Raw genomic sequence first — 26,138 nt, forward strand, 5'->3', positions numbered from 1 at the left:
GTTCATTACCGACGTCTCTAAGCCGGCCATCCGGGCGGCACGTCTGCGACCGAACACGCGCGCCCGGTATGAGCTCGCATTAAAGCAGGCCGAAGCACAGCTAGGAAAACACGCCATTGGCGAAGCTGTGAAATTCCGAACTCTCGAACACGCATTGCAGGCCATCGCCACCGCAAACGGGTCGGAATCTGCACGGCAGGCCCGCACCGTCGTGAGCAAGTACATTCTGGATCAGCTCATCCGCGAGGGTGTTATCGACCACAACCCGTTACGCGGAATCAGCATCGACCTCGGCGAGGTCAAGAAGGGCAATAAACCACAAGGTGGTCACGCCCTGACGAACGCCCAATACGACGCCGTTGTAGACCATCTCATTGCACGCGATACCGCCAGACCGTTACCACCGGGCACGGACAGACGAGCAAGCTCCATCGCAAAACATGACAACGTGGTCGCGCTGGCACTACTGCAAGCGGGGACGGGACTTCGCATCTCCGAGGCACTGGCAGTGACGAGGCATTCTGTAAAAGTCGCTAATGGGCAGATCGCTATCAGCATTACATCTGAGCAATCCAAAACGCACAGAGGCCGTTCTATCCCGTTCCTGGACAAGCGTGTCGAAAAGTTTTGGTTAAACCGGCTCGACGGACTAGGAACGGCCGACCCACTGATCCCTTCGCCAGGAGACAAGCAGGCGCACTGGCGCACCGACAACGCCGTGAAAGCGTCAGCGGCTCTGTTTAAAGATGTCGGCGCGCAGGTCCAGGACGACCACATCGCTTTAATGAGATCCCATGACTGGCGCACGGTGCTCAATAACCGGGCCATCGCGCGAGGGGTGCCCGCCCAGGTGCGTGCAGCCTACTTCGGGCATGACGTCGACGTGAACGCGCGCAACTACACGGATTGGACTGATGTCGACGCTATGCGGGGAGCCTTGAATCTCGGTGAAGAAAGTGGGACTCAAAACGGGACTTAAGAGTCGGTAATCCGCGGTAAGGCGCAGTAAGGCCCAGTATGCTTATACCTCTCTAATCAGCAGGTAAAAGGGTAATAACTGCAGGTGGCTCGAACTTGAGGGTGAGAACCCAGAGGTCGTAGGTTCGAATCCTGCCCCCGCTACTAAGAGCAAGGCCCCCTCACTGGAAACGGTGAGGGGGCCTTCGTCATGTCCGTATGATTCAGTGTCGGCTGTTAACCTTTCACTATGGGCGCTAAAACAACTCTTGGAAGGTTGCTCGCAGGTGCTGTGGGCATCCCGGTGCTCACGGTGCTGATCAGTTTCATTATCAATGACCCGAATTCGGCGTGGAGTGTCACAGATGCGCTCATTATGGCGGTGGGGGCGTCGCTGACAACAGTGTGGGTTGCTGCTCTGGGTGGGTACCATTTCTTGCGGTCGCGCAGGGCTCCAGTGAGGGGCACCGTCGTGGCTTGGGCCGGGGTGGGGTGCGTGATGCTGCTCCTTGGTTTTGGTTCGACGGCGCTTTATGCGTGGGAAGAAGTCGCGGCAGGGCAGGCGCTGCCCATAAATAACCTCTTTATCTTGCTTATCCCGCTCGGCATTATCGCGGTAGCCGTTGCTTTTTCGCGCTCTTGACTGGGGCTTGTGGGTGCCTGTGCTACCCGCGAAAATAAGCCAGCGCACGCGTTGGGCGGTGCCGGAGCACTCTGGGAAGAAGTGGCTGCTCGCATCGGGGGGGGTTCACTGGAAACAGTGAGGGGGACTTCGTCATCCCCGGGGTTGGAATTTTGTGGGAGCATGGGGTCATGAGCGCGAATAAAGATACTTCCACGAAGCAGCCGTATAACTCCGCCGGCGAAGGCTGGACGTACCTCACCCAGCTGGACGCAGAACACAGCCAGGAAGAGGGGGAAGGCCGTGCCGTCCCTGAGGTTCGCATCCAGGAAAAGCTTGGGCACGCGTCCGTCGTCCGCATTGCCTTCCGAAAGGGGGACGTCATGGCGGACCACCACGCACCGGCACCGATCATGGTGCTTGGCCAGACCGGTGAGGTCGAGTTCGACGTTGGCGGAGAGACACTTCTCATCAAGCCAGGCACCGCGGTCTCTGTGGTGGCGAACGTCTCCCACGAGCTGCGCGCGGTCAACGGACCAGCCACGGTGACCTTGATGCTGATCACCGGGCCCGAGGGGTAAAACTCCGGCACGACACGAAAAAGCAAACAGTGCCAGAATGGAAGTATGGCTGATTTTGAGAACCCCATTGAGATCCTGAAGGAAGACGAGGCCCTGGAGCTGATGGGTGACCAGCAGCTCGGTCGCCTGGTTGTTCGCATCAAGGATGACTTCGACATCTACCCGTTGAACTACGTGGTGAACGAGGGGAAGATCTACTTCCGCACCGCGGAGGGCTCCAAGCTGTTTACCGTGTCCATCAACGAGCGGGTGCTCTTCGAAGCCGATGATCACACCGAGGACAAGGCATGGTCCGTCATCGTCAAGGGACGCGCTCGCATCCTGCAGAGGACGGACGAGATCCAGGAGGCCGACGAGCTGCCGCTGAAGCCGTGGCTGCCGACCCTGAAGTACAACTACGTGGAGATCACCCCTGAGGAGATCTCCGGCCGGCGCTTCCAGCTCGGCGAGGAGCCGGAGCGCTACTAGCTCCAGCAATAATCCCCCATCCGGTGAGCACGTACTGACCGGATGGGGGATTTTTTGTGCCCAGCTGGGCTGGGGAGGGACGCGCTAGTGGGGAGGAGAAGGCGCTACTCGCGGGGGTCGGTGCTGTTGGTTGAAACAGCGGACTCGGCATCTTTCGCGGCCTCGGCATCTTTCGTGGCATCGCCAGCCACAGGCTCGTCGGCGGCAGCCTCGCCCTTCGGGTCGGTCAGCCCCCTCGTGGTTCCAGGTTTCCGAAGCTCATAGGCCTCGCCGAGTGCCGGGAACATGTCATTGCCGCGCAGATAGCGCACCACCGAGTTCACCAGTGCGGCCACCGGCACCGCGAACACCGCGCCCGCCAGGCCGAAGAGGTACGTGCCCGCGGCCACCACCACGATTACCGCGAGCGGGTGCAGCGCCACAGCGTGCCCCATCAGGAAGGGCTGCAGCACGTGGGTCTCAATCTGGTGCACCGCCGTCACGATGATCACCATGACGATCGCGGTGAACACGCCCTGGTCCACCAGGCCGATCAGAGCAGGCACCGCACCGGAAATCAGCGCGCCCACGATCGGGACGAAGGAGGCGATGAAGACCAGCACCGAAATCGGAATCGCGAACGGCACCTTCATCACCCAGCAGCCAATACCCACCGAGACCGCGTTCAACGCGGCGACCAGCACCTGGACGTGGGCGAACGTCCCGAGCGAGACCCAACCGCGGCGGAAAGCCTCATCCATTGGCACCTGCGATGCCTGGGGCGCCAGGGATACCAGCCACAGCCAGATGCGCCGGCCCTCGTAGAGGAAGAAGAACAGGGTGATCAGGAAGATCAGCAGGGCAGCCCCCGAGTTCACCGCCGTTGTGCCGGTGCGCACCGCGCCGTCCGCGATGGTTTTGGAGTTCTCGGACAGCGCGCCCTGCACGTGGCTAACCATCTCGGAGAGCTTCGCCTGCGTGAGCTTAAACGGGCCGTTCTCCAGCCAATCAACGATCTGATTCACGCCCTGACGGGCGGAATCCCGCATCGCCGGCACCCCAGAGATCAGCTGGGTCGTGAACAGCGTTATGCCCGCCGAGATGAGCCCGATCAGCCCCAGAACCGTCAGCAAAGATGCCAGGGAGCGGGGGAGGCGCAGCTTGACGTCGAGAAAATTGACGACCGGGGTGAGCATCGCGGAAAACAGCACCGCGATGGCCAGCGGCGCCACAACCACCGCGAGCTTTTCCACCAACCGGGCGCCGACGATCGCCCCGCCCGCGATCAGCAGCAGGCATGCGCTCCACCAGGCGGCGAGCACCAGCCCGTACGGCAGGTGAGCGCGAGAGGGCAGAATCCGCTGCCTCTGCTCGGGGATAGTTTCAGCCATGCATCAAATAATAAGCCCGCGGGCGGCCCGCCACCCACCCTGCTGCAAGAAAATCAGGGGGGAATGCGACCGGGGAAGCCCAACGCATGTGGGCCTCGCGCATTCGCGTTTTAGCGCTTCAGCCCCGCGATCATGGTTTTCAAGTTGCTGCGCAGGAAATCCTCGTAAGTCCCGGCGACCGTGCCTGGCTTGCCGAGCTCATCGGAGTGCAGCGGCTCGGCGAAGATCGGAATCCCGGCTTCCTTCGAGACGGTCTTCATGGGGCGCGTATCCACGTTCGACTCCACGAACAGGTGCTTCGGGCGCTTGTCCTTCAGCTGGCGCACGAGGTGTCCGATCTGCGCGGGGGAGCCGTTTTCATCCGTGTCGATCTGCCAGATATACAGCTGCTCCATGTCATAGGTGTCGACCATGTATTGGAAGGCGTGTTCGCTGGCCACGAGCACACGATCCTCCTTCGGCAGCGCACCGATCTGCTCGCGGTAGTCGGCGTCGATGCTCTCCAGCATGGCCTTGTACTCCGCGCCCTTCTCCTCGATCTGATCGGCGCGCTCGGGCAGAGCCTCCGCCAGCGCCGCGGTCACGTTCTCGGCCATCGCGATGCCGACGGTCGGGTCCAGGAAGGCGTGCGGGTTGATCTCCTGATTGCCCTTTTCGTCCTTGAGGTACTTCGGTTCCACGCCCTTGGTGGTCTCGACCATCTGGGAATCGTCCAGGCCCGCGGTGTTCTTCAGTTTCGCGAGCCAGCCGTGCTCGCCGCCCTCGAGGTTGAGCCCGTTGTAGAACAGCAGGTCGGCCTCGCTCGTCGCATCCAGGTCCGCGGGCAGGGGGTCGTAGTCGTGCGGGTCCGTGCCGGTCGGCACGAGGTTATGGACGTTCACCGCCTCGCCGCCGATCTCCTCCACCAGGTCCGCCAGCAGCGTGAAGGTGGTGACGACGTTCAGCTGCTCACCGTCTGCCTTCTCCTCCGTCGAGAAGGTCACGGCCCCGAACACGAGGGCACCGCCCACCAGGAGGGCCAACAGCGCGGCCAGTGGCTTATTGCCCAGCGAGCGAGCGACCAGGCCCTTGCCTGGCGCGAAGAGGAAAGCCAGCAGGAACAGCGCGCTGGCGGTCAGCACGATCGTGACACCGGAGGACACGTTGTAGCTATAGCTCAGGAACAGCCCCACTACGGAGCTGAGCGCCGAGATCGCCACCGAAAGCCCGATCATCACTCCCAGCCGGTTCGTCAGCAGGTACGCCGCCGACGCCGGAGTGATCAGCAGGGAGACCACCAGGATCACGCCCACCGTCTGCAGGGAAATGACCGTCACCAGCGTGAGCACCACCATCAGCCCGTAGTGGATTGCCCGCACGGGCACGCCAGCCGACTGGGCCATCATGGGGTCGAAGGTGCTGAGCTTGAGCTCCTTGTAAAAGACCAGCGTGAGAATCAGCACGGCAGCGGCGATGCCGATCGAGAGGTTGCGGTCGGCGTCCTGAACGGTCAGGACGTTGCCGAAGAGGATCTCCGTCAGATCCGTCGCCGTCTGCGCTTTCGCCATGAGCAGCACGCCGATCGCGAAGAAGGTGGAAAAGACGATGCCGATCGCCGAATCATTCTTCACCGTGGAGCGTTCGCTGATCAGCCCGATCGCCAGTGTGGCGAGTAGGCCCGCGACCACCGCCCCGAGGAAGAGGTTCGTGCCGAGCAGGTAGGAGGCCGCGACCCCCGGTAATACGGCGTGCGAGATGGCATCACCGATCAGGGCCATGCCGCGCAGCACGATGAAGCTGCCGACGATGCCGCAGGCCACGCCCACGATCACCGAGGTGATCAGCGCTTTTTTGCAGGTAGCCGTGGCTGAGTAGTGAGTCGAGGAACTCCGCGATCATGCTGTCTCCTCCTGAAGAGCTGCCTGCCGTGGCGTGGGGTGGGCTGGTGCTGACGGCTCGCGGATGACGAGCGCGCCGAAGGCCTTCTGCAGCACGTCGGGGACGAAGACCTCCTCGGTGGGACCCGCCGCGACGAGCTCGCCGTTGAGGACGATGAGGTCGTCGTAGTAGTCGCGCACCGTGTTCATGTCGTGGTGCACGACGACGACGTGCTTGCCCGCGTCCGCCATCTGCCGCAGCAGGGTCACGATCGTCTTCTCGCTGGGGACGTCGATGCCGACGAAGGGCTCGTCCAGGAAGATGTACTCCGCGTCCTGGACGATGGCGCGGGCAAAGAGGACGCGCTGGAACTGTCCGCCCGAGAGTTCGCTGATGTGGCGGTGGCGGAAGTCCCACATGTCGACGTCCTTGAGAGCCTGGGTGGCTGCTTCGCGTTCGGTCTTGCCGGGGCGGTGGAAGAGCCCCAGTCGCGGGTAAGTGCCCATCAGGACGGTGTCGAAGACGCTGGTGGGGAAGTTGCGGTCGAGGTCAGAGCGCTGCTCGATATACGCGATTGCGCGGCGCTGCTCGGCGGGGGCCTTGCCGTCGAGGGTGACGGGGTAGTCGGCAGGGGTGCCGGTGGTGCTTGTGCCGTGGACGTTGTGTTTGTCCAGGATCTGAAGCATCGCCTTCATGAGGGTGGATTTGCCCGAGCCATTGGGGCCGATGATGCCGTGCATGCCGGGGGAGTCGAGGGTGAAGCTGATGTTCCGAATCGCGGTGTTCGCGCCGTAGCTCACGCTCAAGTTCTGGACGCTAATACTCATGACAGCCAAGAATAGTGTTCAGTTCAATGAATCACCAAGTTCAATGTATTGAACTTTGGGGTGGGGTGGTGTTGGGGGGGTAGCGCCAGGACTGCCATGCGCGTTGGCGTAGGCGGTGTCTGGTGCGGGCGCTATGGTTAGAGGGAATCGAGCCCCACCTGTCACATAAGGAACACGCCATGCAGCGCACCACCCGGACCCATGCCCGCCACCACCGCACCCTGCGCGGGCGCATCCTGCGAGGTGCTGCGGGTCTGCTCGCCAGCCTCGGCATCGCTGCCGGGCTGGGCGTCGGCACGGCCGGGCAGGCGGCGGCCAACCCGATGGGCTCCCTCGACGCAGCGCTCACGGCCACCGGCCAGCCAGGCCCACACCGTGTGCCGGGGCACTACTTCACCTCGCCCACCGCGCCGGCTGCCCAGCAGCGCATCAAGCCCCGCGCTCTGCTGGGGCCATCCACCCCGATCATGGTGGGCGACAGCATCTGCACCCTCTCTGTGACGGGTATTGATGCCGCGGGCAACAAGGTGGGAATCACCGCCGCTCACTGTGGCGTGCCGGGGAGCCCGGTGCGCTCCCTCGACGCCCCCGAGGCCGGTGTGATCGGCAAGGTCGTGAAGTTCGGCAACCTGGACTACTCCGTCATCCGCCTGCGCCCCGACGTGCAGCTGACCCGGAACTACGGTCGCGTGGCGCTGAACCGTAGCGGTGGCCCGGCGCCTGCTGTGCCGAATGCAGCCTGCAAGACCGGTGTGGCCACCGGCACCAAGTGTGGGCCGGTGCTGGGGCATCTTGGCCAGACCTTCGTGAGCCACATCTGCGCCTCCCTCGGGGACTCCGGCGCACCCGTCTACGCGGGTGGTCGCCTGGTCGGCATCCTCAACGGTGGCTTCCAGCCGCTGCCGAGCTGCACCACCCCGCTGCAGGGCCCGCTGCACTCCCCGGCAGTGTCCACCACCTGGGATGCCATCGCAGCGGACATGAACGCGCTCGGCGGTTCCGGCGCGGGCTTCCGCCTGCCCTAACGGATAGCGTGAGCGGAAAACGCTAGTGCGCAGCACTGGCGTGCCGGCGCACAGCAACGCCCCTGACGCCCAAGCGCGAGCGCAGAACCCTCGGTCATAAAGCTGCCCCCGACGACACATCGTCGGGGGCAGCTGCGCGTTGGGGTAGGGTGCGCAGGGTCTAAAGATTGAGGGGGTTAGCCCAGCCGACCACGGCCGAGCTGCAGCAGCGCCTTGGCGATCTCCACGCCCTCGGAGCCGAACTCCTCACGGAACTGGTTAATGATCGCCACCTCGCGGGTATAGACCAGGCGAGTACCGCCGGAGCCCAGGCGAGTCTTGCCGATGGCCTTCGAGACGGCGGAACGGCGGTGGATCGCATCAATGATCGTCCGATCCATCCGGTTGATCTCCTGGCGATACTTCTGAATCTCCTCATCGGAGAGCGGATCATCGGTACCGGAGGGCATGCGCACCTCGAAGCCCTTAGCCGGAACCTCCGGCCCCTCCCCGATGCCAGGGTTCATCGTTGCGCCATCTTCGCTAGTCATAGCTTTGATTGTACGTCGCGCAGCCGTGTCTGGGGTATCTACTAGCCTGGTAGGCGATGAACACTCCTGATGAGCAAGATGGTCTCTTTCCCATGAGCCCTGGTGCCGCACGTCCGGCGGACCAGACGGCCAGCCCTGCCGGCGAGCAGCCAGCAACCGGTGCGAGCGGACCGGAGGCAGAACAGGCAGAGGAAGTGCCGCTGCCGGAACCGCAATTCGACGCTGAGTTCGACTCTGGGTTCGACCCAGGGTTCGACCCAGCCCCGCCCCCGGAGGACGCCCCACCCGCGGGTTACGAAGAGCTGGTCGCGCTCATGAACGAGGCTGCGGCCCAGCCGAGTACGCAGGACGAACATGCCCCTGCGCAATCGATGGGCCAGCAGGTGCCGAACCAGTCACAGCCGGGGCAGGCACAATTTTCGCAGGCACAGCACACCGGGGGCGTCGACGACTTCCTGGGAACCGCAAGCGGCGGGAACCGACGTGGTGAAATGGCAGCGGGAAGTCCCTTCGACCGCCGCCACGCGCCGGACAACCGTGAGCAACTGCTGGCCGGGTTAAACCCGCAGCAGAAGGAAGCCGTGCAGCACACCGGCAGCCCGCTGCTCATCGTCGCGGGCGCGGGATCCGGGAAAACCAGCGTGCTGACCCGCCGCATCGCCTGGCTGCTGTCCACCGGTGTTGCGCCCTGGCAGATCCTCGCTATCACCTTCACCAATAAGGCTGCGGCGGAGATGCGCGAGCGCGTTGCGGACCTCGTTGGTCCCGCCGCTGAGCGGATGTGGGTATCCACCTTCCACTCCATGTGCGTGCGCATCCTGCGCAGCAACGCCCACCTCGTGGCGGGGCTGAACACCAACTTCACGATCTATGACTCGGATGACTCCAAGCGCCTGATCACCATGGTCATCAAGGACCACAACCTGGACGTCAAGGAGTTCGCGCCCCGCGGCGTGCTCTCCACGATCAGCAACTGGAAGAACGAGCTCGTCGGGCCTACTGCTGCGAAGGCCGAGGCGGACGCGGACAGCAACTTCCACAAGCAGACCGTTGCTTCGCTGTACGCGGATTACCAAAAGCGCCTGCGGGCGGCGAACGCCGTGGACTTCGACGACCTGATCGGCGAGGTCGTCGGCATCCTGCGCAATAACCCGCAGGTCGCCGAACACTACCGCCGCCGCTTCCGCCACGTGCTCGTCGACGAGTACCAGGACACCAACCACGCGCAATATGTGCTGGTCTCCACCCTCGTCGGCGAGGAGGGAAGCGGTGGTGGCGAACTCGCCGTAGTGGGTGATGCAGACCAGTCCATCTACGCCTTCCGTGGCGCGACGATCCGCAATATCGAGGAATTCGAGCGCGACTACCCGAACGCCCACACCATCCTTCTGGAGCAGAACTACCGCTCCACGCAGACCATTCTCTCCGCGGCGAACGCCGTGATCGACCGCAATACCGAGCGGCGACCCAAGAAGCTGTGGACCGACCTCGGTCAGGGCGAGAAGATCGCCGGTTACGTGGCGGATAACGAGCACGACGAGGCCCGCTTCATCGCAGGCGAGATCGACCGGCTCGTCGACGAAGGGGTGGCCTACGGGGACATCTCCATCATGTACCGCACCAACAACGCCTCCCGCGCGTTGGAGGACGTGCTCATGCGCTCCGGGCTGCCGTACAAGGTGGTGGGCGGCACCCGCTTTTACGAGCGCAAGGAGATCCGCGACATCGTTTCCTACCTCAAGGTGCTCGATAACCCGGAGGACACGGTCGCGCTGCGCCGCATCATCAACACCCCGCGGCGAGGCATCGGCGACCGGGCGCTCGCGCAGGTCACCGTCCACGCCGAAGCGCAGGGCGTGAGCTTCGCGCAGGGGCTGCGCGACGCCGCTGAGGACAAGGTCGCCCGGCTCGGCGGGCGTGGTCGCAACGCCATCGCGGGCTTCCTCAGCATGATGGACGGCTTGCGAAAGACGGTCGAGGACGCGGAACTGCGCGCCTCCGACGGCAGTCCGCTGGGCCTGCCGGACCTGGGCGCGATCATCGCCGCCATCGTGGAGCAGAGCGGCTACCGGGCCGAGCTGGAGAAGTCTAATGATCCGCAGGATCAGACCAGGCTGGATAACGTCAACGAGTTGATCAGCGTGGGCCACGAGTTCAGCCAGGAGGCGGCCCACCAGAAGGCCTACGAGGAGATGCCCGCCGGGAAGGCGGTGCAGCCCGAGGTGCAGCTCACACAGGACGTCGCCGACGCGATGCTGGACGAGGGCGAGGCCCCGCTGGGCAGCGTGCAGGCCTTCCTGGAACGGGTCAGCCTGGTCGCTGATGCCGACCAGATCCCTGAGGAGGGCGCAGGCCAGATCACGCTGATGACCTTGCACACCGCCAAGGGGCTGGAGTTTCCGGTCGTCTTCCTCACCGGCTGGGAGGACGGCCAGTTCCCGCACATGCGTGCGCTGAGCGACCCGACGGAGCTCGCCGAGGAACGCCGCCTGGCCTACGTGGGCATTACCCGCGCGAAGGAAAAGCTCTACATCTGCCGCGCGATCACCCGTTCCGGCTGGGGTGCGCCCGTGAACAACCCTCCCTCGCGCTTCCTCTCCGAGGTGCCGGAGGAACTGGTGGAGTGGCTCCGCGAGGAGCCGGATTGGTCCGGCTCGTGGGGCAGTGGCGGCTATGCCGATGGCTCAAGCTTCGGCGGCGGCTCTGGCTACTCGGGAGGCTGGGGTCGCTCCGGGGGATGGGGCTCCGGTGGTTCTGGCAGCTACGGCAGCCGGAGTGGCGGTTTCGATGGCGGGCGGACCTACGGTGCAGGCCGTGCGGGATCAGGCTTTAGCTCCGCGGGCAGCGGCTCTGGTGGCGCGTCCGGCGGCAACTCCACCGGTTTCCGTCCGGGCAAAGCTGCGGGTAAGGGCGCGGCAGCGAAGGCTAAGAAGAAGCCCACCGACCGCAGCGGCAAGCCCCTGGAGCTGGCCGTGGGTGACCGGGTTAACCACGACAAGTACGGCCTTGGCACCGTCAAGAGCGTCGATGGGGTGGGCAGCCACACCACCGTCATGATTGACTTCGGCAGCCGTGGCACCGTGCGGCTCATGCTCTTCGGCGGCGTGCCGATGGAGAAGCTCTAGGGCAGGGGCGGTACCGCCCCTAGATCGTGCGCTTTAACAAACCCAGTGCGGTCGTTATAAGAACAACAGCTCCCACCCGTGCAGGGTGGGAGCTGTTGTCGTTTTAGCGACGGCCTAGAGCTCGATGCCGAGGTTCCGCAGCCACGGCACCGGGTCGATCGGGCCGGAGCCGTTCGGGTGGATCTCGAAGTGCAGGTGCGAGCCGGTGGAGAAGCCCTCGTTGCCCATGCCGGCGATCTTCTGGCCGGCGGTCACGCGGTCACCGACGGAGACGTCGATGGTGGCGATGTGGCCGTAGACGGTGATGTCACCATTGTCGTGCTTGATGCGCACCCAGTTGCCGAAACCGGAAGCCGGGCCTGCGTCGATGACGGTGCCGTCCTTGACTGCGAGGATCGCGGTGCCGATGGCGTTAGCGATGTCCACGCCGTTGTGGTTGGTGCCCCAGCGAGCACCGAAACCGGAGGTGAAGGACCCCTCGGCAGGCTTAGCAGCCTGTGGGGCGCGGGATGCGGCGTCAGCGGCAGCGCGCTGCTTCGCGAACTCCAGAGCGGAGGAGAGCTGTGCGGACAGGTCGGCGGTGGTCTCCTGCAGCTGCGGGACCTCCAGGATGCGCGGCGCATCAGCTGCGGAGCTGCCCTCGGCCTCCTGGGCCAGGAAGGAGGAGTCAGCCGCCAGCTCGATGGAGCCATCAGCTGGGGTAGCGGAGTTTGCCTGCTGAGCGCCAGCGGTTGCGCCTGCAGCGCCAGCCGTGGATACGGCACCCGTTGCAACGGCGACCAATGCGAGACGGCGCTTGGCGCTGTTATCTACCTTGCGGTGCTGCCCAACGCGCCGGGTGCTGGAGGTCTTCTGCACGTTCCTTGCCCTTTCAAGCTCTGGAGACTGTGATCTACTCGCTGGTTTTTCGTAACCAGATCGTTATGAACGAGAGTTACTCTATTGTTTCCTTCCGTATCTTTCAACCAATATTGCGGGAATATAACAATGAGTGAACGCTGTGGCTGGTGTGGTTAACGGGGGAATGGTGGGGAGGTGGATTGAAAGTGCAGATCAGGGTGCATTTTTGCGGGATGATGTGGCGCATTTTGGTCGTCGTTTTCGCGGAATACACCCAAAAGGGTGGGGAAAGTCACATTTTTTCCGCCGATATTCCTGGCTCATGCCCCTTCTCTGGATTCGACCAGGGCAACAGTCACGCGAGGTTCACCCTGTCTTCGCCCGGAAACGCCGGAAAGTGCCGTGAATGTCACAGCGCGGGCAGCGGCAGGCACAATAGACACTGTGAGTAGACAAGCCGACAACCCCCGTTCCAGACCGCGCCGCAGTGCTGCCCGCCAGGCAGGACGCCGCCCGGCCGGCCCCCACCGGCGCCCGCCGGCACGTCCGTCGTCTATTCAGGCCGCTCCGGCCGGGCGCTCCGCGGCAGGTCAAAGCTCTCAGGACCGTTTCCACCGTTCGGAACGCGGCGAGCGTACCGTCCCACGCACGGGCCAGCGACAGCAGCCGGGAAGGGGGGCGGGGCTGAAGCACCGTTGGGCGTTGTGGCGCCCCCATATCAAGCGTTTCCTTCCCTCCCTGCTGGCCAACCACGGGGTCACGATCGCGATCGCCCTGACCTTCGCAGTGATCGTGGGAATTGGTGCGAAATTCTCGATGGTGCCCAGCGTCCTCGCCAGCGTCTGGATGGTGGCGAACGCCGCCCCGCTGAAAATGCAGGGTGTGGAGCTGGGATTCGTCCCACTGCTCCCCGCGATTGCCGTGATCCTCGGCCACTCCCGCCGCATCACGAAGGCGCTGGGGGATAAGGTCAGCGTCCGGGGCTTAAGGGTCTTCGCCGCTCTCGGTATTGGTCTGCCGATGGTGCTGACCTTTATCGCTTGGCTCATGCTCCTGGATGCAGGTCGTGTCTTCGACGTCCAGGCGCCCCACCTGGGGCGGGCGCTGTTGAACACCTTCCTCGTTAACGGGCTGGCCGTGGCTATCGGGATGCGGGGGCGCATCTGGCGGGCCCTGCTGATGCGCCGCCACTGGCCGACCTGGCCCGTGGAGTCCGTCCGCCTGGGTCGGAACTTCCTGGGCTGGATGTGTGTCGCCGGCCTCCTGGGCGTCGTGATCGCCCTGATCGGCAACTGGTCCGCCGCCAGGGCGGCTTATGAGATCGCGCCGGGCTTCTGGCCAGGCGTGGGGATGACCCTCCTGGCACTGCTCTACCTGCCGAACATCGTCATCGGGGCGGCAGCCGTCTTACTGGGCGGGGAGTACAACCTCGGCTTTGGTCTATTTAGCCTGTTCAATATCACCAACGTGGAGCTGCCCCCGCTGCCGATCCTGGCCGCCGCCCCAAATGCCCCCATCCCGGGTGGGCCGTTCCTGCTGGCGATCCCGGCGATCGTCGCCGTGGCCACCGTCTACCGCTTCGTGCGTCAGCGCAGCTACGTGGAGTCCCCGGTCTTCACGGGCCTGGGAGCTGGCGTCGCTGCCTTGGTGTTTGCCTTCATTGGTGCGTGGTTGGCACGCGGAGTGCTGGGCACCGTCGGCATCACCGGGCCGCTGCCGTGGCTCGCCGCCGTGGAGGCGGGTGGCTGGTTGCTGCTGCCCGCTACGGTGCTGATGTGGTTCCTTGCCCGCGCCGGTGCCACGGTGACCGAGGCCGTCCCGGCCGACGAGGTCGCTTCTGCCGAGGACGCCGAGCGCGAAGACGCCGAGTACGAGGACGATGACGCTGACTACGACGGCGAGGACGCCTCCGATGACGGAGATGTTGCCGCAACCGACATCGCCGATGATCAGGACGTCGAAAACGAAGATGCCGACGACGGGGACGTCGCCGCGGATGACGCTGAGGACGAAGACGCCGCCTCCAACAACGTGGACGCTGCCGCGGATGACGTCGCTGAGAACGCTGAGGGCGAGGCCGAGACCGTCGCCGCCGAAGAAGACGAAGAAAACGATGAGACCGACAACGCGGACCTCGAAGACCAGACCGACGCCGACGGCGAGAACAGCGAGATCGAGGAGAACGAGGAGAACTAATGAGTCAGAATTTTCACACCACACTGCCCGCACCCCAGGGCCGACCGCTGCGCATCGTCGCGCTGGCCTCCGGCTCTGGCACGCTCGTCCAAGCCCTCATCGACAACCTGGACTCGGCGAAGGTCGAGCTGCTCGCCATCGGGGCGGACCGCGATTGCGCCGCGCTCGAGCGAGCCGAGAAGGCGGGCCTGCCCACCTTCAAGGTGGAATACATCCCCAAGGTCACCGACCGTGGGCAGTGGAACCGTGACCTCATTGCGGCGCTGGAAAGCTGGGACGCCGACCTCATCGTTTCCGCCGGGTTTATGCGCATCATCGGCGCGGACGTCGTGGAACGCTTCCCGGGCCGCATCATCAACACCCACCCCGCGCTGCTGCCCTCCTTCCCGGGCGCACAGGCGGTCGTGGATGCGATCGAATACGGCGTGAAAGTCACCGGCTCGACCGTGCACGTGGTGGACGCCGGGGTTGATTCCGGCCCGATCGTGGCACAGGAAGCGGTAAACGTGCACCCAAGCGATAAAGTGGAATCGTTGCACGAAAAAATTAAGCACGTGGAGCGGCGTTTGATCGTGCAGGTCCTGCACGAGATCGCAGGAAACGGACTCACCATCGAGGGACGAAAGGCCCAGATCAGCAGCAATGACTGAACTTTCGAATTCTAAGAACCCAGCGCAGGCAACCGGCGAGCGCAAGCCCATCCGCCGCGCCCTGGTCAGCGTGTACGACAAGACCGGCCTGGAGGAGCTCGCGCAGGGCTTGCACGCCGCAGGGGTGGAGATTGTCTCCACCGGCTCGACCGCCAAGAAGATCGCTGATGCCGGCGTGCCCGTCATCGAGGTGGAACAGCTCACCGGCTTCCCCGAGGTCCTCGAGGGCCGCGTGAAGACCCTGCACCCGCGCGTGCACTCCGGCATCCTCGCCGACACCCGCAAGCAGGACCACCTTGACCAGCTCAAGGAGCTGGAGATTGAGCCCTTCGAGCTGGTGGTCGTGAACCTCTACCCGTTCACCCAGACCGTCGCCTCCAGGGCCTCCTATGACGAGGTCATCGAGCAGATCGACATCGGCGGCCCGTCGATGGTGCGCGCCGCCGCGAAGAACCACGCCTCCGTCGGCGTCGTCGTGGACCCGACCAGCTACGACGAGGTCGTTGCTGCTGCGAAGGAGGGAGGCTTCACCCTCGCGCAGCGCACCGAGCTGGCCATGAAGGCCTTCCAGCACACCGCCTCCTACGATGTCGCGGTAGCCAGCTGGCTGACCGCCCAGGTTGGCAAGGATGACGAGCAGTTCCCGACCTGGTCCGGCGCCTCCTATGAGAAGGCCCACGACCTGCGCTACGGCGAGAACCCGCACCAGAAGGCCGCGGTCTACACCGCGCCGGGCGAGGAGCCTGGCCTGGCGCAGGCAGAGCAGTTCCACGGCAAGGAGATGTCCTACAACAACTACACGGACGCCGACGCCGCGTGGCGCGCCGCCTGGGACCACGAGCGCCCGGCCGTCGCGATCATCAAGCACGCCAACCCGTGTGGCATCGCTGTGTCCGAGGAGTCCATCGCTGCCGCTCACCGCGCCGCGCACGCCTGTGACCCGATGTCCGCCTTCGGCGGCGTCATCGCCGTCAACCGCCCGGTCAGCGTGGAGATGGCCAAGCAGGTTGCGGAGATCTTCACCGAGGTCATCGTCGCCCCGGATTACGAGGATGGCGCGGTTGAGATCCTGAGCCAGAAGAAGAACATCCGCATCCTCAAGGCCGCCGCCCCGACCCGGGCTGCCATTGAGTCTCGCGCGATCTCCGGTGGGCTGCTGCTGCAGGAGCGCGACGTCATCGACGCCAACGGCGACGCCCCGGCCAATTGGACCCTGGCTGCCGGCGAGCCGGCCGACGAGGCCACCCTCGCCGAGCTGGAGTTCGCGTGGCGTTCCGTGCGTGCCGTGAAGTCCAACGCCATCCTTCTTGCCGCCGACGGCGCCACCGTGGGCGTGGGCATGGGCCAGGTCAACCGCGTGGACGCCGCGAAGCTCGCCGTCGAGCGTGCCAACACCCTGTCCGACGGTGCGGAGCGCGCCAAGGGTGCGGTCGCCGCGTCCGATGCATTCTTCCCATTCGCTGATGGCTTCGAGGTGCTCGCCAACGCCGGCGTGCGCGCTGTGGTCCAGCCGGGTGGTTCCGTCCGCGACGCCGAGGTCATCGAAGCCGCCACGAAGGCCGGCGTGACGATGTACCTCACCGGGGAGCGTCACTTCTCGCACTAACCCCGAGCGCATGAGCGCACAGTGAGAGGCCGAGCAGCAGAAACGCTGCCCGGCCTCTTTCTATCTTTTTGGAACCAGACGCGGTGGGGCCGAATATGAGATGATGATCACACCATAAATAGCTCGCCCAGCCGACAACGGGAGGTTTTTAACCCATGCCACTGAACCCGCAGCCACAGGACGTCGTCATCGTCGGCGCCGCCCGCACCCCGCAAGGCCGCCTGCTTGGCGCGCTGTCCCGCAAGACCGCCGTCGACCTCGGCGCCGCCACCATCTCCGCAGTGCTCGAGAGGTCCGGCGTGGGCACTGAGCCGGTGGACTACGTCCTCATGGGCCAGGTCGTGCAGGCCGCCGCCGGGCAGAACCCCGCCAAGCAGGCAGCCGTCGCCGCGGGACTGGGGATGCACGTCCCAGCCATGACCATCAACAAGGTCTGCCTCTCCGGTCTGGACGCCGTCATCAGCGCCGCACGCATGATCAAGGCCGGGGACGCCACCGTGGTCGTCGCCGGTGGTCAGGAGTCCATGTCCAACGCCCCGCACCTCGCCGCAGGCGTGCGCGCCGGCAAGGGCTTCGGCGGCCTAAAGCTGGACGACGCCCTCGAGCGCGATGGGCTCACCGACCCGGTCCAGGGCACCGCCATGGGTGTGGAGACCGATGCGAACGCCGAGGCCGCCGGCCTGAACCGTGAGGAGCAGGACCACATCGCCGCCCTGTCCCACCAGCGTGCCGAGCGCGCGATCGCCGAGGGCACCTTCGAAAACGAGATCGTCCCCATCGAGGTCGCCACCCGCAAGGAGACCATTACCGTCTCCCAGGATGAGGGCGTGCGCCCTGGCACCACCGAGGAGGGCCTGGCCAAGCTGCGCCCGGCATTCCGCAAGGAGGGCACCATCACCGCCGGTTCCTCCTCCCAGATCTCCGACGGCGCGGCAGCTGTGGTGCTCACCACCCGCGAGAACGCCGAAGCCAATGGCTGGAATATCCTCGCCACCATCGGCGCGGCCGGGCAGACCGCAGGCCCTGATACCTCGCTGTTGTCCCAGCCCTCCCAGGCAGTGGCGGCCGCCCTGGCCAAGGCCGGTTGGACGACCGGGGACCTGGACTTCCTGGAGATCAACGAGGCCTTCGGCGCGGTTGTCGCCCAGTCCCTGAAGGACCTGGACTACCCGCTGGAGAAGACCAACATCCACGGTGGCGGCATCTCCCTGGGCCACCCGATCGGTTGCTCCGGGGCCCGTGTCCTCGTCACCGCGGCCCACGAGCTCAACCGCCGCGGCAGCGGTAAGGCAGCCGTCTCCCTGTGCGGTGGCGGCGGCCAGGGCGATGCGCTGCTGATCTGGAAGTAACGCCTTAGGGAGCTGGGCTGGCTTCGGCGAGCCCAGGGGAGGGGAACCCGACCCAGCTAACCCAGGAAGAGCACGATCCCTGCCATGATCGGCAGGGAAATCGCCGTGGACACCACGCCGGTGTCCCGGGCCAACACCTGCTGGGTCTGGAAGCGCTGCGCATAGGTGAACACGTTCTGCCCCGTCGGCAGTGCCCCCATCAGCACCATCGCCAGCAACAGCTCCCCGCTCGCGCCGAAGATCAACGTGCCGACCAGGAACGCGAGCGTGGGGTGCAGCACCGTCTTCAGAAGGGATGCCACCAGCACCGACTTACGCGGGCTAATCCCCGGCTGCAGGACCTTCACCTCGGCCATGGACATGCCGAAGACCACCAGCGCCACGGCCACCATGGACTGCGCGATCAGGTCGATTGGGTCCGCGATCAGCGCCGGCAGTTCGAAGCCGAAGCGGGTGTTCATCCAGGCCAGGATCATGCCGGCAAAAGCCGAGATCAGCAGGGGAGACTTAAACAGCGCCGAGGCCACCGCCGGTGCGAGCCGGGTACGCGAAGCACCGGACTGCGCGCCCGAGCCACGTTCCTCGGCGATATCCAGCAGCAGCACCGCGGTGGGGGCGTAGAGACCTACCTGGAAAAGGATCACCGGCAGCGTCAGCGTCGGGTCGTCCAGCAGGTAGGTAGCCAACGGGATACCCAGGTTCGAGCCGTTACAGTAGCTGGCCGCCAGCATCCCGATGAGGGACTCCTTGGCGGTTCGCCGGGCAATCCAATAGAAGAGTGCGAAGCTGGTGAACCCGGTCAGCAAGCTACTGATCGCCACGACCGCGAGGTTCGGGCCGAAGATCTGCCCCAGGTCCGCATGGCTCATGAAACGCAGCAACGTGGCGGGCAGGGCGATCCAGAACACGTACATGTTCAGCGGATAGAGCGCCTTGGGCCCCAGTAGCTGCTTGTGGCCAATGACGTAGCCGAGTCCGATGATGAGGACGACGACGCCGAAGCCGGTGAGCACATTGAGCATGGCTCCCATTGAACCACCCGCCCGACTCGGCTCAACCGCCAGGGGTGCGGCCAACCCAGTGGGAGCCGGGTCAGCAGATGGTGAGTGGACACAAGAAACCCCGCCGGGCTGCTGCCACGGCGGGGAGTCCGGAGGGGGAGTGGTGCCTAGAGGGCCTTCACCACGTAGGCCTTGGCCCACTTATCGGTGTGGGACTGGTTGTACGGATCGCGGGAGATCCCCACGCCGTAGACGATCATGTAGATGAATCCGAGGAAGGGCAGGATGCTCAGCAGGCCTTGGATGAGGTAGAAGCTATTGCGCTTCAGGGACTGGCCAAAACTAAGCTGCCCGCCTTCGAAGTTCACCACGCGCTGGCCCGTGGCCAGCTTGCCCAGTGAGCCCTTCATGCCGCTGGACTCCATCGCCGCTCGGTAGACGAACCACAGGACGAAGGAGAGCAGCGAGGCGATCCCAATACCCATCGGCATCTCGGCATCGATGCCTTCGGAGACATTAAACAACCAATCAATAACCTCCTGCGGGGAGGAGAGCAGCAGAAACGCTGGTGCGCTGGCAACGTTGACCACGATTCCGTCGATGATGAGGCTCAGCAGCCGAATCCACGGCCCAGGACGCGATGGCGCCAAGGGCGCGGCACCCGCCGAGGACTCGTAGTCCGGCATGCTGGGGAAACCGCCCGCGGCCGCGGAGCGCTCATCGCCCATGGGCACGCCGAGGCTAGCCGTCCCGTAACCCTGGCTGCTCGGGGAATCGTTGAATGCGTCCCCAACGGTCGGCTGGTTGTACCCGCTAGCGTGCGCCTCGCCGCCAGGAGTAGCTCCGCTGTATCCGTTATTCGGAGTCGAGCCGCCGTAGCCACCGTCGTCTGGGGTCCCCGAATCGTTGTGATTGTTGTTATAGGGGTTCGTCATCACAGGGCCTCTCGTTTTTCGCGCAGCCCCTGCCTTGGTGCGTGCACGAGGGGCATTTCCCACGAATATAGTTACGCGCTATCCGAAGTGCACGATTGCGCCTGCCGGAAGTGCACGAAGACTCGGGGAGACCCAGGGAGTTTACGCTCGGGTTCCCACGGGTCTAGAGTGAAAAGGCGTAAAAAGTAGCGCACGATGACGCCCCGAGCGGGAGCGACCAGCGCTGCTGATGCTTTGAAAGGAATAAGCTACGCCCATGACCCACGGCATCGGTTTCGACCGCGATAAGTACATCCAGCTCCAGTCTGAGCACATCAACGAGCGGCGCGAGCAGATCGGTGGGAAGCTCTACCTCGAAATGGGCGGCAAGCTTTTTGACGACTACCACGCCTCCCGCGTCTTGCCCGGCTTTACGCCAGATAACAAGATCGCGATGCTGGAGAACATCAAGGAAGACGTCGAGATCGTCGTTTGCCTCAACGCCCGCGACCTGGAGCGGGGCAAGGTCCGCGCCGACCTTTCCATCCCCTACGAGGAGGACGCACTCCGCCTTGTCGATGTCTTCCGTGACCGCGGTTTCCGGGTGAATAACGTGGTGCTGACCCAGCTGGAGGACAGCAACCACATGGCTGTCGCCTTCGCCGAGCGCCTGGAGCGCCTCGGCCTTAACGTCGCCCGCCACCGGGTGATCCCCGGTTACCCGACGAACACCGAGCTCGTGGTCTCCGACGGTGGCTTCGGGCTGAACGACTACGTGGAAACCTCCCGCGACCTCGTCGTCGTTACCGCGCCGGGACCGGGTTCCGGCAAGCTTGCCACCTGCCTCTCGCAGGTCTATCACGAGTTCCGCCGCGGGGTCCCCGCCGGCTACGCGAAGTTCGAGACCTTCCCGATCTGGAACCTCCCGCTGGAGCACCCGGTCAACCTCGCCTACGAGGCCGCGACCGCGGACCTGGACGACATCAACGTCATCGACCCCTTCCACCTGCAGGCCTATGGCAAGCAGGTGACCAGCTACAACCGCGACGTCGAGGTCTTCCCGCTCCTGAAGACCCTGCTGGAGAAGCTCTACGGGCACTCGCCGTACCAGTCGCCGACGGACATGGGCGTGAACATGGTCGGCCACTGCATCTCAGACGACGAGCTGTGCCGCGAGGCCGCGAAGCAGGAGATCGTGCGCCGCTACTACAAGGCGCTCGTCGACGAACGCCGCGAAGACACGGACGATACCGTGTCCTCCCGTGTGGCGATCGTGATGAGCAAGGTGGGCGCGAGCACCAAGGACCGCCGGGTCGTTGCTGCGGCCAACGAGGTGGAGGAGCGCACCGGGGAGCCAGGCAGCGCCTTGGAGCTAGCGGATGGCACCATTATCACCGGCAAGACCAGCGAGCTGCTGGGCTGCTCCGCGGCGATGTTGCTCAATGCGTTGAAGCACCTCGCGGGCCTGGATGACGACATCCACCTGCTCTCGCCGAAGTCCATTGAGCCCATCCAGACGCTCAAGGTCGATCACCTGGGCTCCCAGAACCCGCGCCTGCACACCGACGAAGTTCTCATCGCGCTCTCGGTCTCCGCCGCCGAGTCTGAGGACGCGCGGGCCGCGCTGAAGCAGCTGAAGAACCTTGCGGGCTGCGACGTCCACACCACCACGATCTTGGGCTCGGTGGACGAGGGCATCTTCCGCAACCTCGGAGTGCTGGTGACCTCCGAGCCGAAGTACTGGCGCAAGGCCCTCTACCGCAAGCGCTAGGCCCGCCCGCACCGGCTGTCATCCGGGGGATTGCTTGTCTGCAGGCGGTCTTCCCCCGCGGGGTGGTGGCACGCGGAGCGTAAAAAATAGAAGAAGACCCGCCCCGGCATAAAGCCTGGGCGGGTCTTCTTTGTCTACGTAACGTCTACCTGCCGGTTCTTAACGGCTGTTGAAAGGCAGGAGAGCCATCTCGCGGGCGTTCTTGATCGCGGTAGCAACCTCACGCTGCTGCTGCGGGGTCAGGCCCGTGACGCGGCGAGAGCGGATCTTGCCACGGTCGGAGATGAACTTACGCAGGAGAGCGTAGTTCTTGTAGTCAACCTGCTCGATGCCTTCGGCCTTGAGCGGGTTCTTCTTGGGGCGGCGGGACTGCTCCATCCGCGCCCGCTTCATGTTGTTGCGCTTCATTTAAAGAGCCTCCCTAATTACCAGCTGGACTTACGAACGCCCGGCAGCTCACCGCGGTGAGCCATCTCGCGGACGCGGACACGGGACAGGCCGAACTTGCGGAGGTAGCCACGTGGGCGACCGTCGGCGGCGTCACGGTTGCGGACGCGAACAGGGGAGGCGTCGCGCGGCTGACGGTTCAGCTCGAACTGCGCCTCGATGCGATCCTCGTCGCTGGTGTTCGGGTTCTTGATGATCTTCTTGAGCTCAGCGCGACGCTCCGCATAGCGGGCGACGATTTCCTTGCGCTGCTCGTTCTTCGCGATCATGGACTTCTTAGCCATAGATTATCGCTCCTCGCGGAATTCGACGTGCTTGCGGGCAACCGGGTCGTACTTCTTCAGAGTGATGCGATCCGGGTTGTTGCGCTTGTTCTTACGGGTGACATAGGTGTAACCGGTGCCAGCCGTGGACTTGAGCTTGATGATTGGACGAATATCGTTACGAGCCATTTTAGATCTTCTCCCCACGAGCGCGAATCTTGGCAACGACAGACTCGATGCCATCACGGTCAATGGTCTTCAGGCCCTTCGGAGAGACCGTCAACGTGATCGTGCGGCCCTCAGAAGGCAGGTAGAACTTGCGACGCTGAACATTCGGGTTCCAGCGGCGGCTCGTGTGTCGGTGAGAGTGGGAAACCTGCTTGCCGAAACCCGGCTTGCGGCCCGTCACCTGGCAATATGCCGACATGGGTTTTCTCCTTCCACCATGCATTACACAACGAAAAATGCAGGCTCCCCGGTGGGTAGACAGTCCGCTGGGAAGCACGAAATGCGCTGCATGCACGGTGATGACGTTTACATAGACAACAGCAGAGGACGATTATACAGCTCAGGTGGCGAAGCTCCTAATCTTGCCCAGTTGGGGCCGGCCCTTGAGGAGTGGTTGGTCAATTATGTCCATCGGTCGACATGCGATAGACTTTTGCGGTCGTACGTGCTGCCATCGTGGCATCTCGAACGTGAAGACAATGTTTCGCCCCGACTCGGGCACGACCCGCGCTCATGCGCTCGGGACCGACCCGATGTGATCAACCTAAGGGAAGAAGTATGAAGAAGGATATCCACCCGGATTACCACCCAGTGGTATTCAAGGATTCTGCTACCGGTAAGCAGTTCCTGACCCGCTCCACCGCCACCTCCGACCGTACGGTCGAGTGGGAGGATGGCAACGAGTACCCGCTGATCGTCGTCGACATCACCAGCGAGTCCCACCCGTTCTGGACCGGCGCACAGCGCGTCATGGACACCGCAGGTCGCGTCGAGAAGTTCCAGCGCCGCTACGGTGGCATGGCTCGCCGCAAGAAGAAGACCCAGTAAGGCTCGAGGAGGGTAGAAGAAAATGGCAGTACCAAAGTTTAAGAAGTCCCGCGCCAACACCCGCGCCCGCCGCTCCCAGTGGAAGGCGGATAACGTCGAACTTCAGACTCAGAAGATCAACGGCCAGGAGGTGCAGATCCCTCGCCGTCTGGTGAAGGCTGCTCAGCTCGGCCTGATCGACCTGGATTAATTCCGGTCAGCCGGCTAGCCGGTTCAACGCCCGTACCTGCGCTCCAGGTGCGGGCGTTTTTGCTATCACCGTCACATCCGAGAGGCACGCGCAACTTGCAGCCGAGGTGTAGAAAATACCTGACCTATGGGTGCGAGTAACCTAAATAGGTGCTGAGCTTTAACACAAAGTCACGCCGGGAAGGCACAATAGCTATATGAAGATTCTCGTTGTGGACGACGACCCCGCTGTTCGCGAATCGCTCCGGCGTTCCCTGATTTTCAACGGTTACTCCATCGTGCTCGCCGCAGACGGGGAGGAAGCGCTGGCTAAGGTCCAGTCTGAGCGTCCCGACATGGTGATTCTCGACGTCATGATGCCGAAGCTCGACGGGCTTGAGGTGTGCCGCGAGCTGCGTTCCCAGGGTGAGGACACCCCCATTCTGCTGCTCACTGCCCGCGACTCCGTCTCGGAGCGCGTGGCCGGGCTGGATGCGGGCGCGGACGATTACCTCACCAAGCCCTTTGCGCTCGAGGAGCTCCTGGCTCGCACCCGCTCCCTTGTCCGGCGTGCCGCGCGACCGGCGGCGGTGGACACCCAGCAGATTGAGATCCTGAAGTTCGAGGACCTTGAACTGGACCCTGCGACCCGCGACGTTACTCGTGGGGGCCGCCAGATTAGCCTGACCCGCACCGAGTTCGCCTTGCTGGAGCTCCTGCTGCGCAATCCACGCAAGGTGCTCTCTCGCACGACGATCCTCGAGGACGTGTGGGGCTATGACTTCCCGACTTCGGGCAATGCTTTGGAGGTTTACATCGGCTACCTGCGTCGAAAGACCGAGGCCGACGGCGAGCCGCGTCTGATCCAGACGGTGCGCGGCGTGGGTTACGTTCTGCGCGAGACCGCACCATGAGTTTGCGGAGGCTCTCCTCGGACCCCCGGGGCCGTGCCTCCCACCCGGCGACGGGGGAGCGAACTGCGGGTGAGGTCGGCGACCACGGCATTATCCTCAACCACGAGCACGTCGCCGAGCTGACCAACCTTCCCCGGTGGCGTCGCTTTCTGGACGGCACCTTGGGCAGCATCAAACAACGGCTGACCGTCCTGACCTCCTTGGTCATTATTTTTTCGATCGCCACCGTGACCTTCGCTGCCTACGCGACGGTGTCCCAGATCCTGTGGCGAACCAGCGATAGCCTTTTGCGATCCCAGGCTCAAAGCATCATCGAGATGCCCCCCGAGAAGGTTCCAGGTGGTGTTCCGGGGGAGAACTATCAGCCGGCCTTCGAGCGGATCTCCAACACGCTCAGTTTGATGGTCGTGCCGGAGATCTATACCGGTGTTGCCGCTCCCGTTACGAAGTTTGAGCCCGTCCTGGAGGATGCCGAGATCGCGGTGATCCGGGGCGCGCGCCCACATTCTTACCGCTCCGATGATGACGAGCGTTATTTCGCGGTCGCGGCACCTGACGGCCGCGTCGTCGTCCTCGTTTCTGATACCTCGGCGACGAAAAAGGCGTTGGAATCGCTTGCCCTCATTTTGACGATGATCGGGATCTGCGGGGCGCTCGGCGCGATCGTGCTGGTCGCCGCTGTGGTTAGCGCCGGGCTGCGGCCCATCGACCGACTACGGCGAGCCACGGACCGAGTGACGGAGACGGGCGAGCTCCGCCAGCTCGTCGTTTTCTCTCATGACGAGGTCGGCACCCTCACCACGTCCTTCAACAACATGATGCTGGCCCTCCAGACCTCCCGGGAAAAGCAGAAGGAGCTCGTTGCAGACGCTTCACACGAGCTCAAGACACCGCTGACATCCCTGCGGACCAATATCGAACTATTGCTGCTCGCGACGCGCGAGAATTCCCCAGGCATCACGGAGGCTGACCGCCAAGACCTCGAACGTGATGTGCTGAGCCAGTTGGACGAGATGAGCGCCCTGATTAAGGACCTGGTGGACCTCGCCCGTGAGGATGGTCCCGTTCTCAGCGACGAGGAGGTTGATCTCAATGAATGCCTGCGCGTCGGTGTGGCGAAGGTTCAGCGGCGTCGCCCGGACGTTACCTTCGAAATTCACGCCGAACCCTGGGTCACCCAGGGGGATCCGCTCAGCCTGAAACGGGCGCTGTTGAACCTGCTGGACAACGCAGCCAAGTGGTCACCGCAAGGGGCCAGCGTGCGCGTCTGGATGCAACCCATCCCGCCGGCAGCGTCGGGGCTTACTGCTGGGACACCGGCAAGCGATGGGGAAGAGGAGGCCGTGGAGATCCGAGTCGCGGACTCCGGGCCGGGTATCCCCGCCGCGGATCGGAAGAAGGTCTTTGACCGCTTCTACCGTTCGATCAATTCTCGCTCGATGCAGGGCTCTGGCCTGGGACTCTCCATCGTTAAGCAGGCCGTGGTAAATCACGGCGGGGCGATCATCGTCGATGAGTCCGACGACGGTGGCGCGCTGATGCGGGTGGTATTGCCGGCCCGCCGTGGAACTCCCAGCGAAAAATAGGGCTGCGTCCCAGGA

At 64.1% G+C, this 26,138-nt stretch carries 26 protein-coding genes; 15 read left to right on the forward strand and 11 right to left on the reverse strand.

From position 1 onward, the window contains the following. The first annotated feature begins 127 nt into the window (after nt 1-127). From CU_RS10900 to CU_RS02605, 4 genes are all read left to right on the forward strand, one after another. The gene (locus CU_RS10900) at nt 128-979 is read left to right on the forward strand and encodes a tyrosine-type recombinase/integrase (protein ID WP_012359772.1); all 852 of its coding nucleotides are present in this window, start codon (nt 128-130) and stop codon (nt 977-979) included. Between the two features lie 228 nt (nt 980-1,207). Continuing rightward, nucleotides 1,208-1,600, forward strand: a complete 393-nt coding sequence (locus CU_RS02595; RefSeq protein ID WP_012359773.1) for a hypothetical protein — start codon at nt 1,208-1,210, stop codon at nt 1,598-1,600. Between the two features lie 170 nt (nt 1,601-1,770). Then, the gene (locus tag CU_RS02600; protein ID WP_012359774.1) at nt 1,771-2,160 is read left to right on the forward strand and encodes a cupin domain-containing protein; all 390 of its coding nucleotides are present in this window, start codon (nt 1,771-1,773) and stop codon (nt 2,158-2,160) included. A gap of 45 nt (nt 2,161-2,205) precedes the next feature. Further along, nucleotides 2,206-2,628 carry a pyridoxamine 5'-phosphate oxidase family protein gene (locus CU_RS02605; protein ID WP_012359775.1) on the forward strand — a complete coding sequence of 141 codons (423 nt, stop codon included), beginning with the start codon at nt 2,206-2,208 and terminating at the stop codon, nt 2,626-2,628. Nucleotides 2,629-2,732: 104 nt separating this feature from the next. On the opposite strand, the gene CU_RS02610 is transcribed toward CU_RS02605, so the two are convergent. From CU_RS02610 to CU_RS02620, 3 genes are all read right to left on the reverse strand, one after another. After that, nucleotides 2,733-3,998 carry an AI-2E family transporter gene (locus tag CU_RS02610; protein WP_012359776.1) on the reverse strand — a complete coding sequence of 422 codons (1,266 nt, stop codon included), beginning with the start codon at nt 3,996-3,998 and terminating at the stop codon, nt 2,733-2,735. A 110-nt stretch (nt 3,999-4,108) separates the two neighbouring features. Continuing rightward, nucleotides 4,109-5,821, reverse strand: coding sequence for a metal ABC transporter solute-binding protein, Zn/Mn family (locus tag CU_RS02615; RefSeq protein ID WP_331370642.1), 1,713 nt, complete (start codon nt 5,819-5,821; stop codon nt 4,109-4,111). 51 nt (nt 5,822-5,872) lie between these two features. After that, a complete protein-coding gene (locus tag CU_RS02620) occupies nt 5,873-6,682 on the reverse strand; it encodes a metal ABC transporter ATP-binding protein (RefSeq protein WP_012359778.1) in 810 nt (269 codons plus the stop codon). A gap of 179 nt (nt 6,683-6,861) precedes the next feature. Here CU_RS02620 and CU_RS02625 point away from each other — a divergent pair, with 179 nt between their 5' ends. Beyond that, nucleotides 6,862-7,707: a S1 family peptidase gene (locus CU_RS02625; protein ID WP_231837730.1), complete on the forward strand. Its 846-nt coding sequence runs from the start codon at nt 6,862-6,864 to the stop codon at nt 7,705-7,707. Nucleotides 7,708-7,883: 176 nt separating this feature from the next. On the opposite strand, the gene CU_RS02630 is transcribed toward CU_RS02625, so the two are convergent. Next, nucleotides 7,884-8,213, reverse strand: a complete 330-nt coding sequence (locus CU_RS02630; protein ID WP_173362334.1) for a chorismate mutase — start codon at nt 8,211-8,213, stop codon at nt 7,884-7,886. Between the two features lie 515 nt (nt 8,214-8,728). On the opposite strand from CU_RS02630, the gene CU_RS02635 reads away from it, so the two are divergent. Then, the gene (locus tag CU_RS02635; RefSeq protein WP_231837774.1) at nt 8,729-11,362 is read left to right on the forward strand and encodes a UvrD-helicase domain-containing protein; all 2,634 of its coding nucleotides are present in this window, start codon (nt 8,729-8,731) and stop codon (nt 11,360-11,362) included. A gap of 114 nt (nt 11,363-11,476) precedes the next feature. Here CU_RS02635 and CU_RS02640 read toward each other — a convergent pair whose 3' ends face one another. After that, nucleotides 11,477-12,220, reverse strand: a complete 744-nt coding sequence (locus CU_RS02640; RefSeq protein WP_012359782.1) for a M23 family metallopeptidase — start codon at nt 12,218-12,220, stop codon at nt 11,477-11,479. A 426-nt stretch (nt 12,221-12,646) separates the two neighbouring features. Between CU_RS02640 and CU_RS02645 the strand changes: the two genes are divergently transcribed. The 4 genes from CU_RS02645 to CU_RS02660 all read left to right on the forward strand — a co-directional run bounded on the left by CU_RS02645 (nt 12,647) and on the right by CU_RS02660 (nt 18,003). After that, nucleotides 12,647-14,398, forward strand: a complete 1,752-nt coding sequence (locus CU_RS02645) for a cell division protein PerM (RefSeq protein ID WP_231837731.1) — start codon at nt 12,647-12,649, stop codon at nt 14,396-14,398. Then, a complete protein-coding gene (gene purN / locus CU_RS02650; protein ID WP_012359785.1) occupies nt 14,398-15,048 on the forward strand; it encodes a phosphoribosylglycinamide formyltransferase in 651 nt (216 codons plus the stop codon). Before CU_RS02645 ends, purN begins: the two co-directional genes overlap by 1 nt. Then, the gene (gene purH, locus CU_RS02655; protein ID WP_012359786.1) at nt 15,041-16,654 is read left to right on the forward strand and encodes a bifunctional phosphoribosylaminoimidazolecarboxamide formyltransferase/IMP cyclohydrolase; all 1,614 of its coding nucleotides are present in this window, start codon (nt 15,041-15,043) and stop codon (nt 16,652-16,654) included. The genes purN and purH overlap by 8 nt, the downstream gene beginning before the upstream one ends. 155 nt (nt 16,655-16,809) lie before the next feature. Continuing rightward, entirely contained in the window at nt 16,810-18,003 is a 1,194-nt protein-coding gene (locus tag CU_RS02660) for an acetyl-CoA C-acetyltransferase (RefSeq protein ID WP_012359787.1), read from the forward strand. Between the two features lie 56 nt (nt 18,004-18,059). On the opposite strand, the gene CU_RS02665 is transcribed toward CU_RS02660, so the two are convergent. Beyond that, complete coding sequence (locus CU_RS02665; protein WP_012359788.1) at nt 18,060-19,034, reverse strand: AEC family transporter; 975 nt, start codon at nt 19,032-19,034, stop codon at nt 18,060-18,062. Between the two features lie 137 nt (nt 19,035-19,171). Next, a complete protein-coding gene (locus tag CU_RS02670; RefSeq protein ID WP_012359789.1) occupies nt 19,172-19,939 on the reverse strand; it encodes an RDD family protein in 768 nt (255 codons plus the stop codon). A 256-nt stretch (nt 19,940-20,195) separates the two neighbouring features. Between CU_RS02670 and CU_RS02675 the strand changes: the two genes are divergently transcribed. Next, the gene (locus tag CU_RS02675; RefSeq protein WP_012359790.1) at nt 20,196-21,689 is read left to right on the forward strand and encodes a DUF1846 domain-containing protein; all 1,494 of its coding nucleotides are present in this window, start codon (nt 20,196-20,198) and stop codon (nt 21,687-21,689) included. Between the two features lie 159 nt (nt 21,690-21,848). Here the strand turns inward: CU_RS02675 and rpsR are convergent, their stop codons facing one another. The 4 genes from rpsR to rpmB are packed head-to-tail and all read right to left on the reverse strand — an operon-like array spanning nt 21,849 to nt 22,826. Further along, the gene (gene rpsR / locus CU_RS02680) at nt 21,849-22,097 is read right to left on the reverse strand and encodes a 30S ribosomal protein S18 (RefSeq protein WP_012359791.1); all 249 of its coding nucleotides are present in this window, start codon (nt 22,095-22,097) and stop codon (nt 21,849-21,851) included. A gap of 17 nt (nt 22,098-22,114) precedes the next feature. After that, on the reverse strand, nt 22,115-22,420 hold the full coding sequence (gene rpsN / locus CU_RS02685) for a 30S ribosomal protein S14 (protein ID WP_012359792.1): 306 nt from the start codon (nt 22,418-22,420) through the stop codon (nt 22,115-22,117). Nucleotides 22,421-22,423: 3 nt separating this feature from the next. Continuing rightward, on the reverse strand, nt 22,424-22,588 hold the full coding sequence (gene rpmG, locus CU_RS02690) for a 50S ribosomal protein L33 (RefSeq protein ID WP_012359793.1): 165 nt from the start codon (nt 22,586-22,588) through the stop codon (nt 22,424-22,426). Between the two features lies 1 nt (nt 22,589). Then, nucleotides 22,590-22,826, reverse strand: a complete 237-nt coding sequence (gene rpmB, locus CU_RS02695) for a 50S ribosomal protein L28 (protein ID WP_012359794.1) — start codon at nt 22,824-22,826, stop codon at nt 22,590-22,592. 359 nt (nt 22,827-23,185) lie between these two features. Here rpmB and CU_RS02700 point away from each other — a divergent pair, with 359 nt between their 5' ends. The 4 genes from CU_RS02700 (at nt 23,186) to CU_RS02715 (ending at nt 26,123) form a co-directional block, all read left to right on the forward strand. Next, nucleotides 23,186-23,455 carry a type B 50S ribosomal protein L31 gene (locus tag CU_RS02700; protein ID WP_012359795.1) on the forward strand — a complete coding sequence of 90 codons (270 nt, stop codon included), beginning with the start codon at nt 23,186-23,188 and terminating at the stop codon, nt 23,453-23,455. 22 nt (nt 23,456-23,477) lie between these two features. Continuing rightward, nucleotides 23,478-23,645, forward strand: coding sequence for a 50S ribosomal protein L32 (rpmF, locus tag CU_RS02705; RefSeq protein ID WP_012359796.1), 168 nt, complete (start codon nt 23,478-23,480; stop codon nt 23,643-23,645). A gap of 196 nt (nt 23,646-23,841) precedes the next feature. Beyond that, a complete protein-coding gene (locus CU_RS02710) occupies nt 23,842-24,537 on the forward strand; it encodes a response regulator transcription factor (protein ID WP_012359797.1) in 696 nt (231 codons plus the stop codon). Next, nucleotides 24,534-26,123 (forward strand): sensor histidine kinase, encoded by a 1,590-nt coding sequence (locus tag CU_RS02715; protein ID WP_012359798.1) that lies wholly within the window; start codon nt 24,534-24,536, stop codon nt 26,121-26,123. The genes CU_RS02710 and CU_RS02715 overlap by 4 nt, the downstream gene beginning before the upstream one ends. Nucleotides 26,124-26,138 lie beyond the last annotated feature (15 nt).

The organism is Corynebacterium urealyticum DSM 7109, assembly GCF_000069945.1.
Lineage (GTDB): Bacteria > Actinomycetota > Actinomycetes > Mycobacteriales > Mycobacteriaceae > Corynebacterium > Corynebacterium urealyticum.

Excerpts from the sequence above, each read along its gene's own strand:
- CU_RS02595 (WP_012359773.1), top strand. The coding sequence starts at position 1,208 with ATGGGCGCTAAAACAACTCTTGGAAGGTTGCTCGCAGGTGCTGTGGGC.
- CU_RS02600 (WP_012359774.1), top strand. The coding sequence starts at position 1,771 with ATGAGCGCGAATAAAGATACTTCCACGAAGCAGCCGTATAACTCCGCC.
- CU_RS02605 (WP_012359775.1), top strand. The coding sequence starts at position 2,206 with ATGGCTGATTTTGAGAACCCCATTGAGATCCTGAAGGAAGACGAGGCC.
- CU_RS02610 (WP_012359776.1), bottom strand. The coding sequence starts at position 3,998 with ATGGCTGAAACTATCCCCGAGCAGAGGCAGCGGATTCTGCCCTCTCGC.
- CU_RS02620 (WP_012359778.1), bottom strand. The coding sequence starts at position 6,682 with ATGAGTATTAGCGTCCAGAACTTGAGCGTGAGCTACGGCGCGAACACC.
- CU_RS02625 (WP_231837730.1), top strand. The coding sequence starts at position 6,862 with ATGCAGCGCACCACCCGGACCCATGCCCGCCACCACCGCACCCTGCGC.
- CU_RS02630 (WP_173362334.1), bottom strand. The coding sequence starts at position 8,213 with ATGAACCCTGGCATCGGGGAGGGGCCGGAGGTTCCGGCTAAGGGCTTC.
- CU_RS02635 (WP_231837774.1), top strand. The coding sequence starts at position 8,729 with ATGGCAGCGGGAAGTCCCTTCGACCGCCGCCACGCGCCGGACAACCGT.
- purN (WP_012359785.1), top strand. The coding sequence starts at position 14,398 with ATGAGTCAGAATTTTCACACCACACTGCCCGCACCCCAGGGCCGACCG.
- purH (WP_012359786.1), top strand. The coding sequence starts at position 15,041 with ATGACTGAACTTTCGAATTCTAAGAACCCAGCGCAGGCAACCGGCGAG.
- CU_RS02660 (WP_012359787.1), top strand. The coding sequence starts at position 16,810 with ATGCCACTGAACCCGCAGCCACAGGACGTCGTCATCGTCGGCGCCGCC.
- CU_RS02665 (WP_012359788.1), bottom strand. The coding sequence starts at position 19,034 with ATGGGAGCCATGCTCAATGTGCTCACCGGCTTCGGCGTCGTCGTCCTC.
- CU_RS02670 (WP_012359789.1), bottom strand. The coding sequence starts at position 19,939 with ATGACGAACCCCTATAACAACAATCACAACGATTCGGGGACCCCAGAC.
- CU_RS02675 (WP_012359790.1), top strand. The coding sequence starts at position 20,196 with ATGACCCACGGCATCGGTTTCGACCGCGATAAGTACATCCAGCTCCAG.
- rpsR (WP_012359791.1), bottom strand. The coding sequence starts at position 22,097 with ATGAAGCGCAACAACATGAAGCGGGCGCGGATGGAGCAGTCCCGCCGC.
- rpsN (WP_012359792.1), bottom strand. The coding sequence starts at position 22,420 with ATGGCTAAGAAGTCCATGATCGCGAAGAACGAGCAGCGCAAGGAAATC.
- rpmG (WP_012359793.1), bottom strand. The coding sequence starts at position 22,588 with ATGGCTCGTAACGATATTCGTCCAATCATCAAGCTCAAGTCCACGGCT.
- rpmB (WP_012359794.1), bottom strand. The coding sequence starts at position 22,826 with ATGTCGGCATATTGCCAGGTGACGGGCCGCAAGCCGGGTTTCGGCAAG.
- CU_RS02700 (WP_012359795.1), top strand. The coding sequence starts at position 23,186 with ATGAAGAAGGATATCCACCCGGATTACCACCCAGTGGTATTCAAGGAT.
- rpmF (WP_012359796.1), top strand. The coding sequence starts at position 23,478 with ATGGCAGTACCAAAGTTTAAGAAGTCCCGCGCCAACACCCGCGCCCGC.
- CU_RS02710 (WP_012359797.1), top strand. The coding sequence starts at position 23,842 with ATGAAGATTCTCGTTGTGGACGACGACCCCGCTGTTCGCGAATCGCTC.
- CU_RS02715 (WP_012359798.1), top strand. The coding sequence starts at position 24,534 with ATGAGTTTGCGGAGGCTCTCCTCGGACCCCCGGGGCCGTGCCTCCCAC.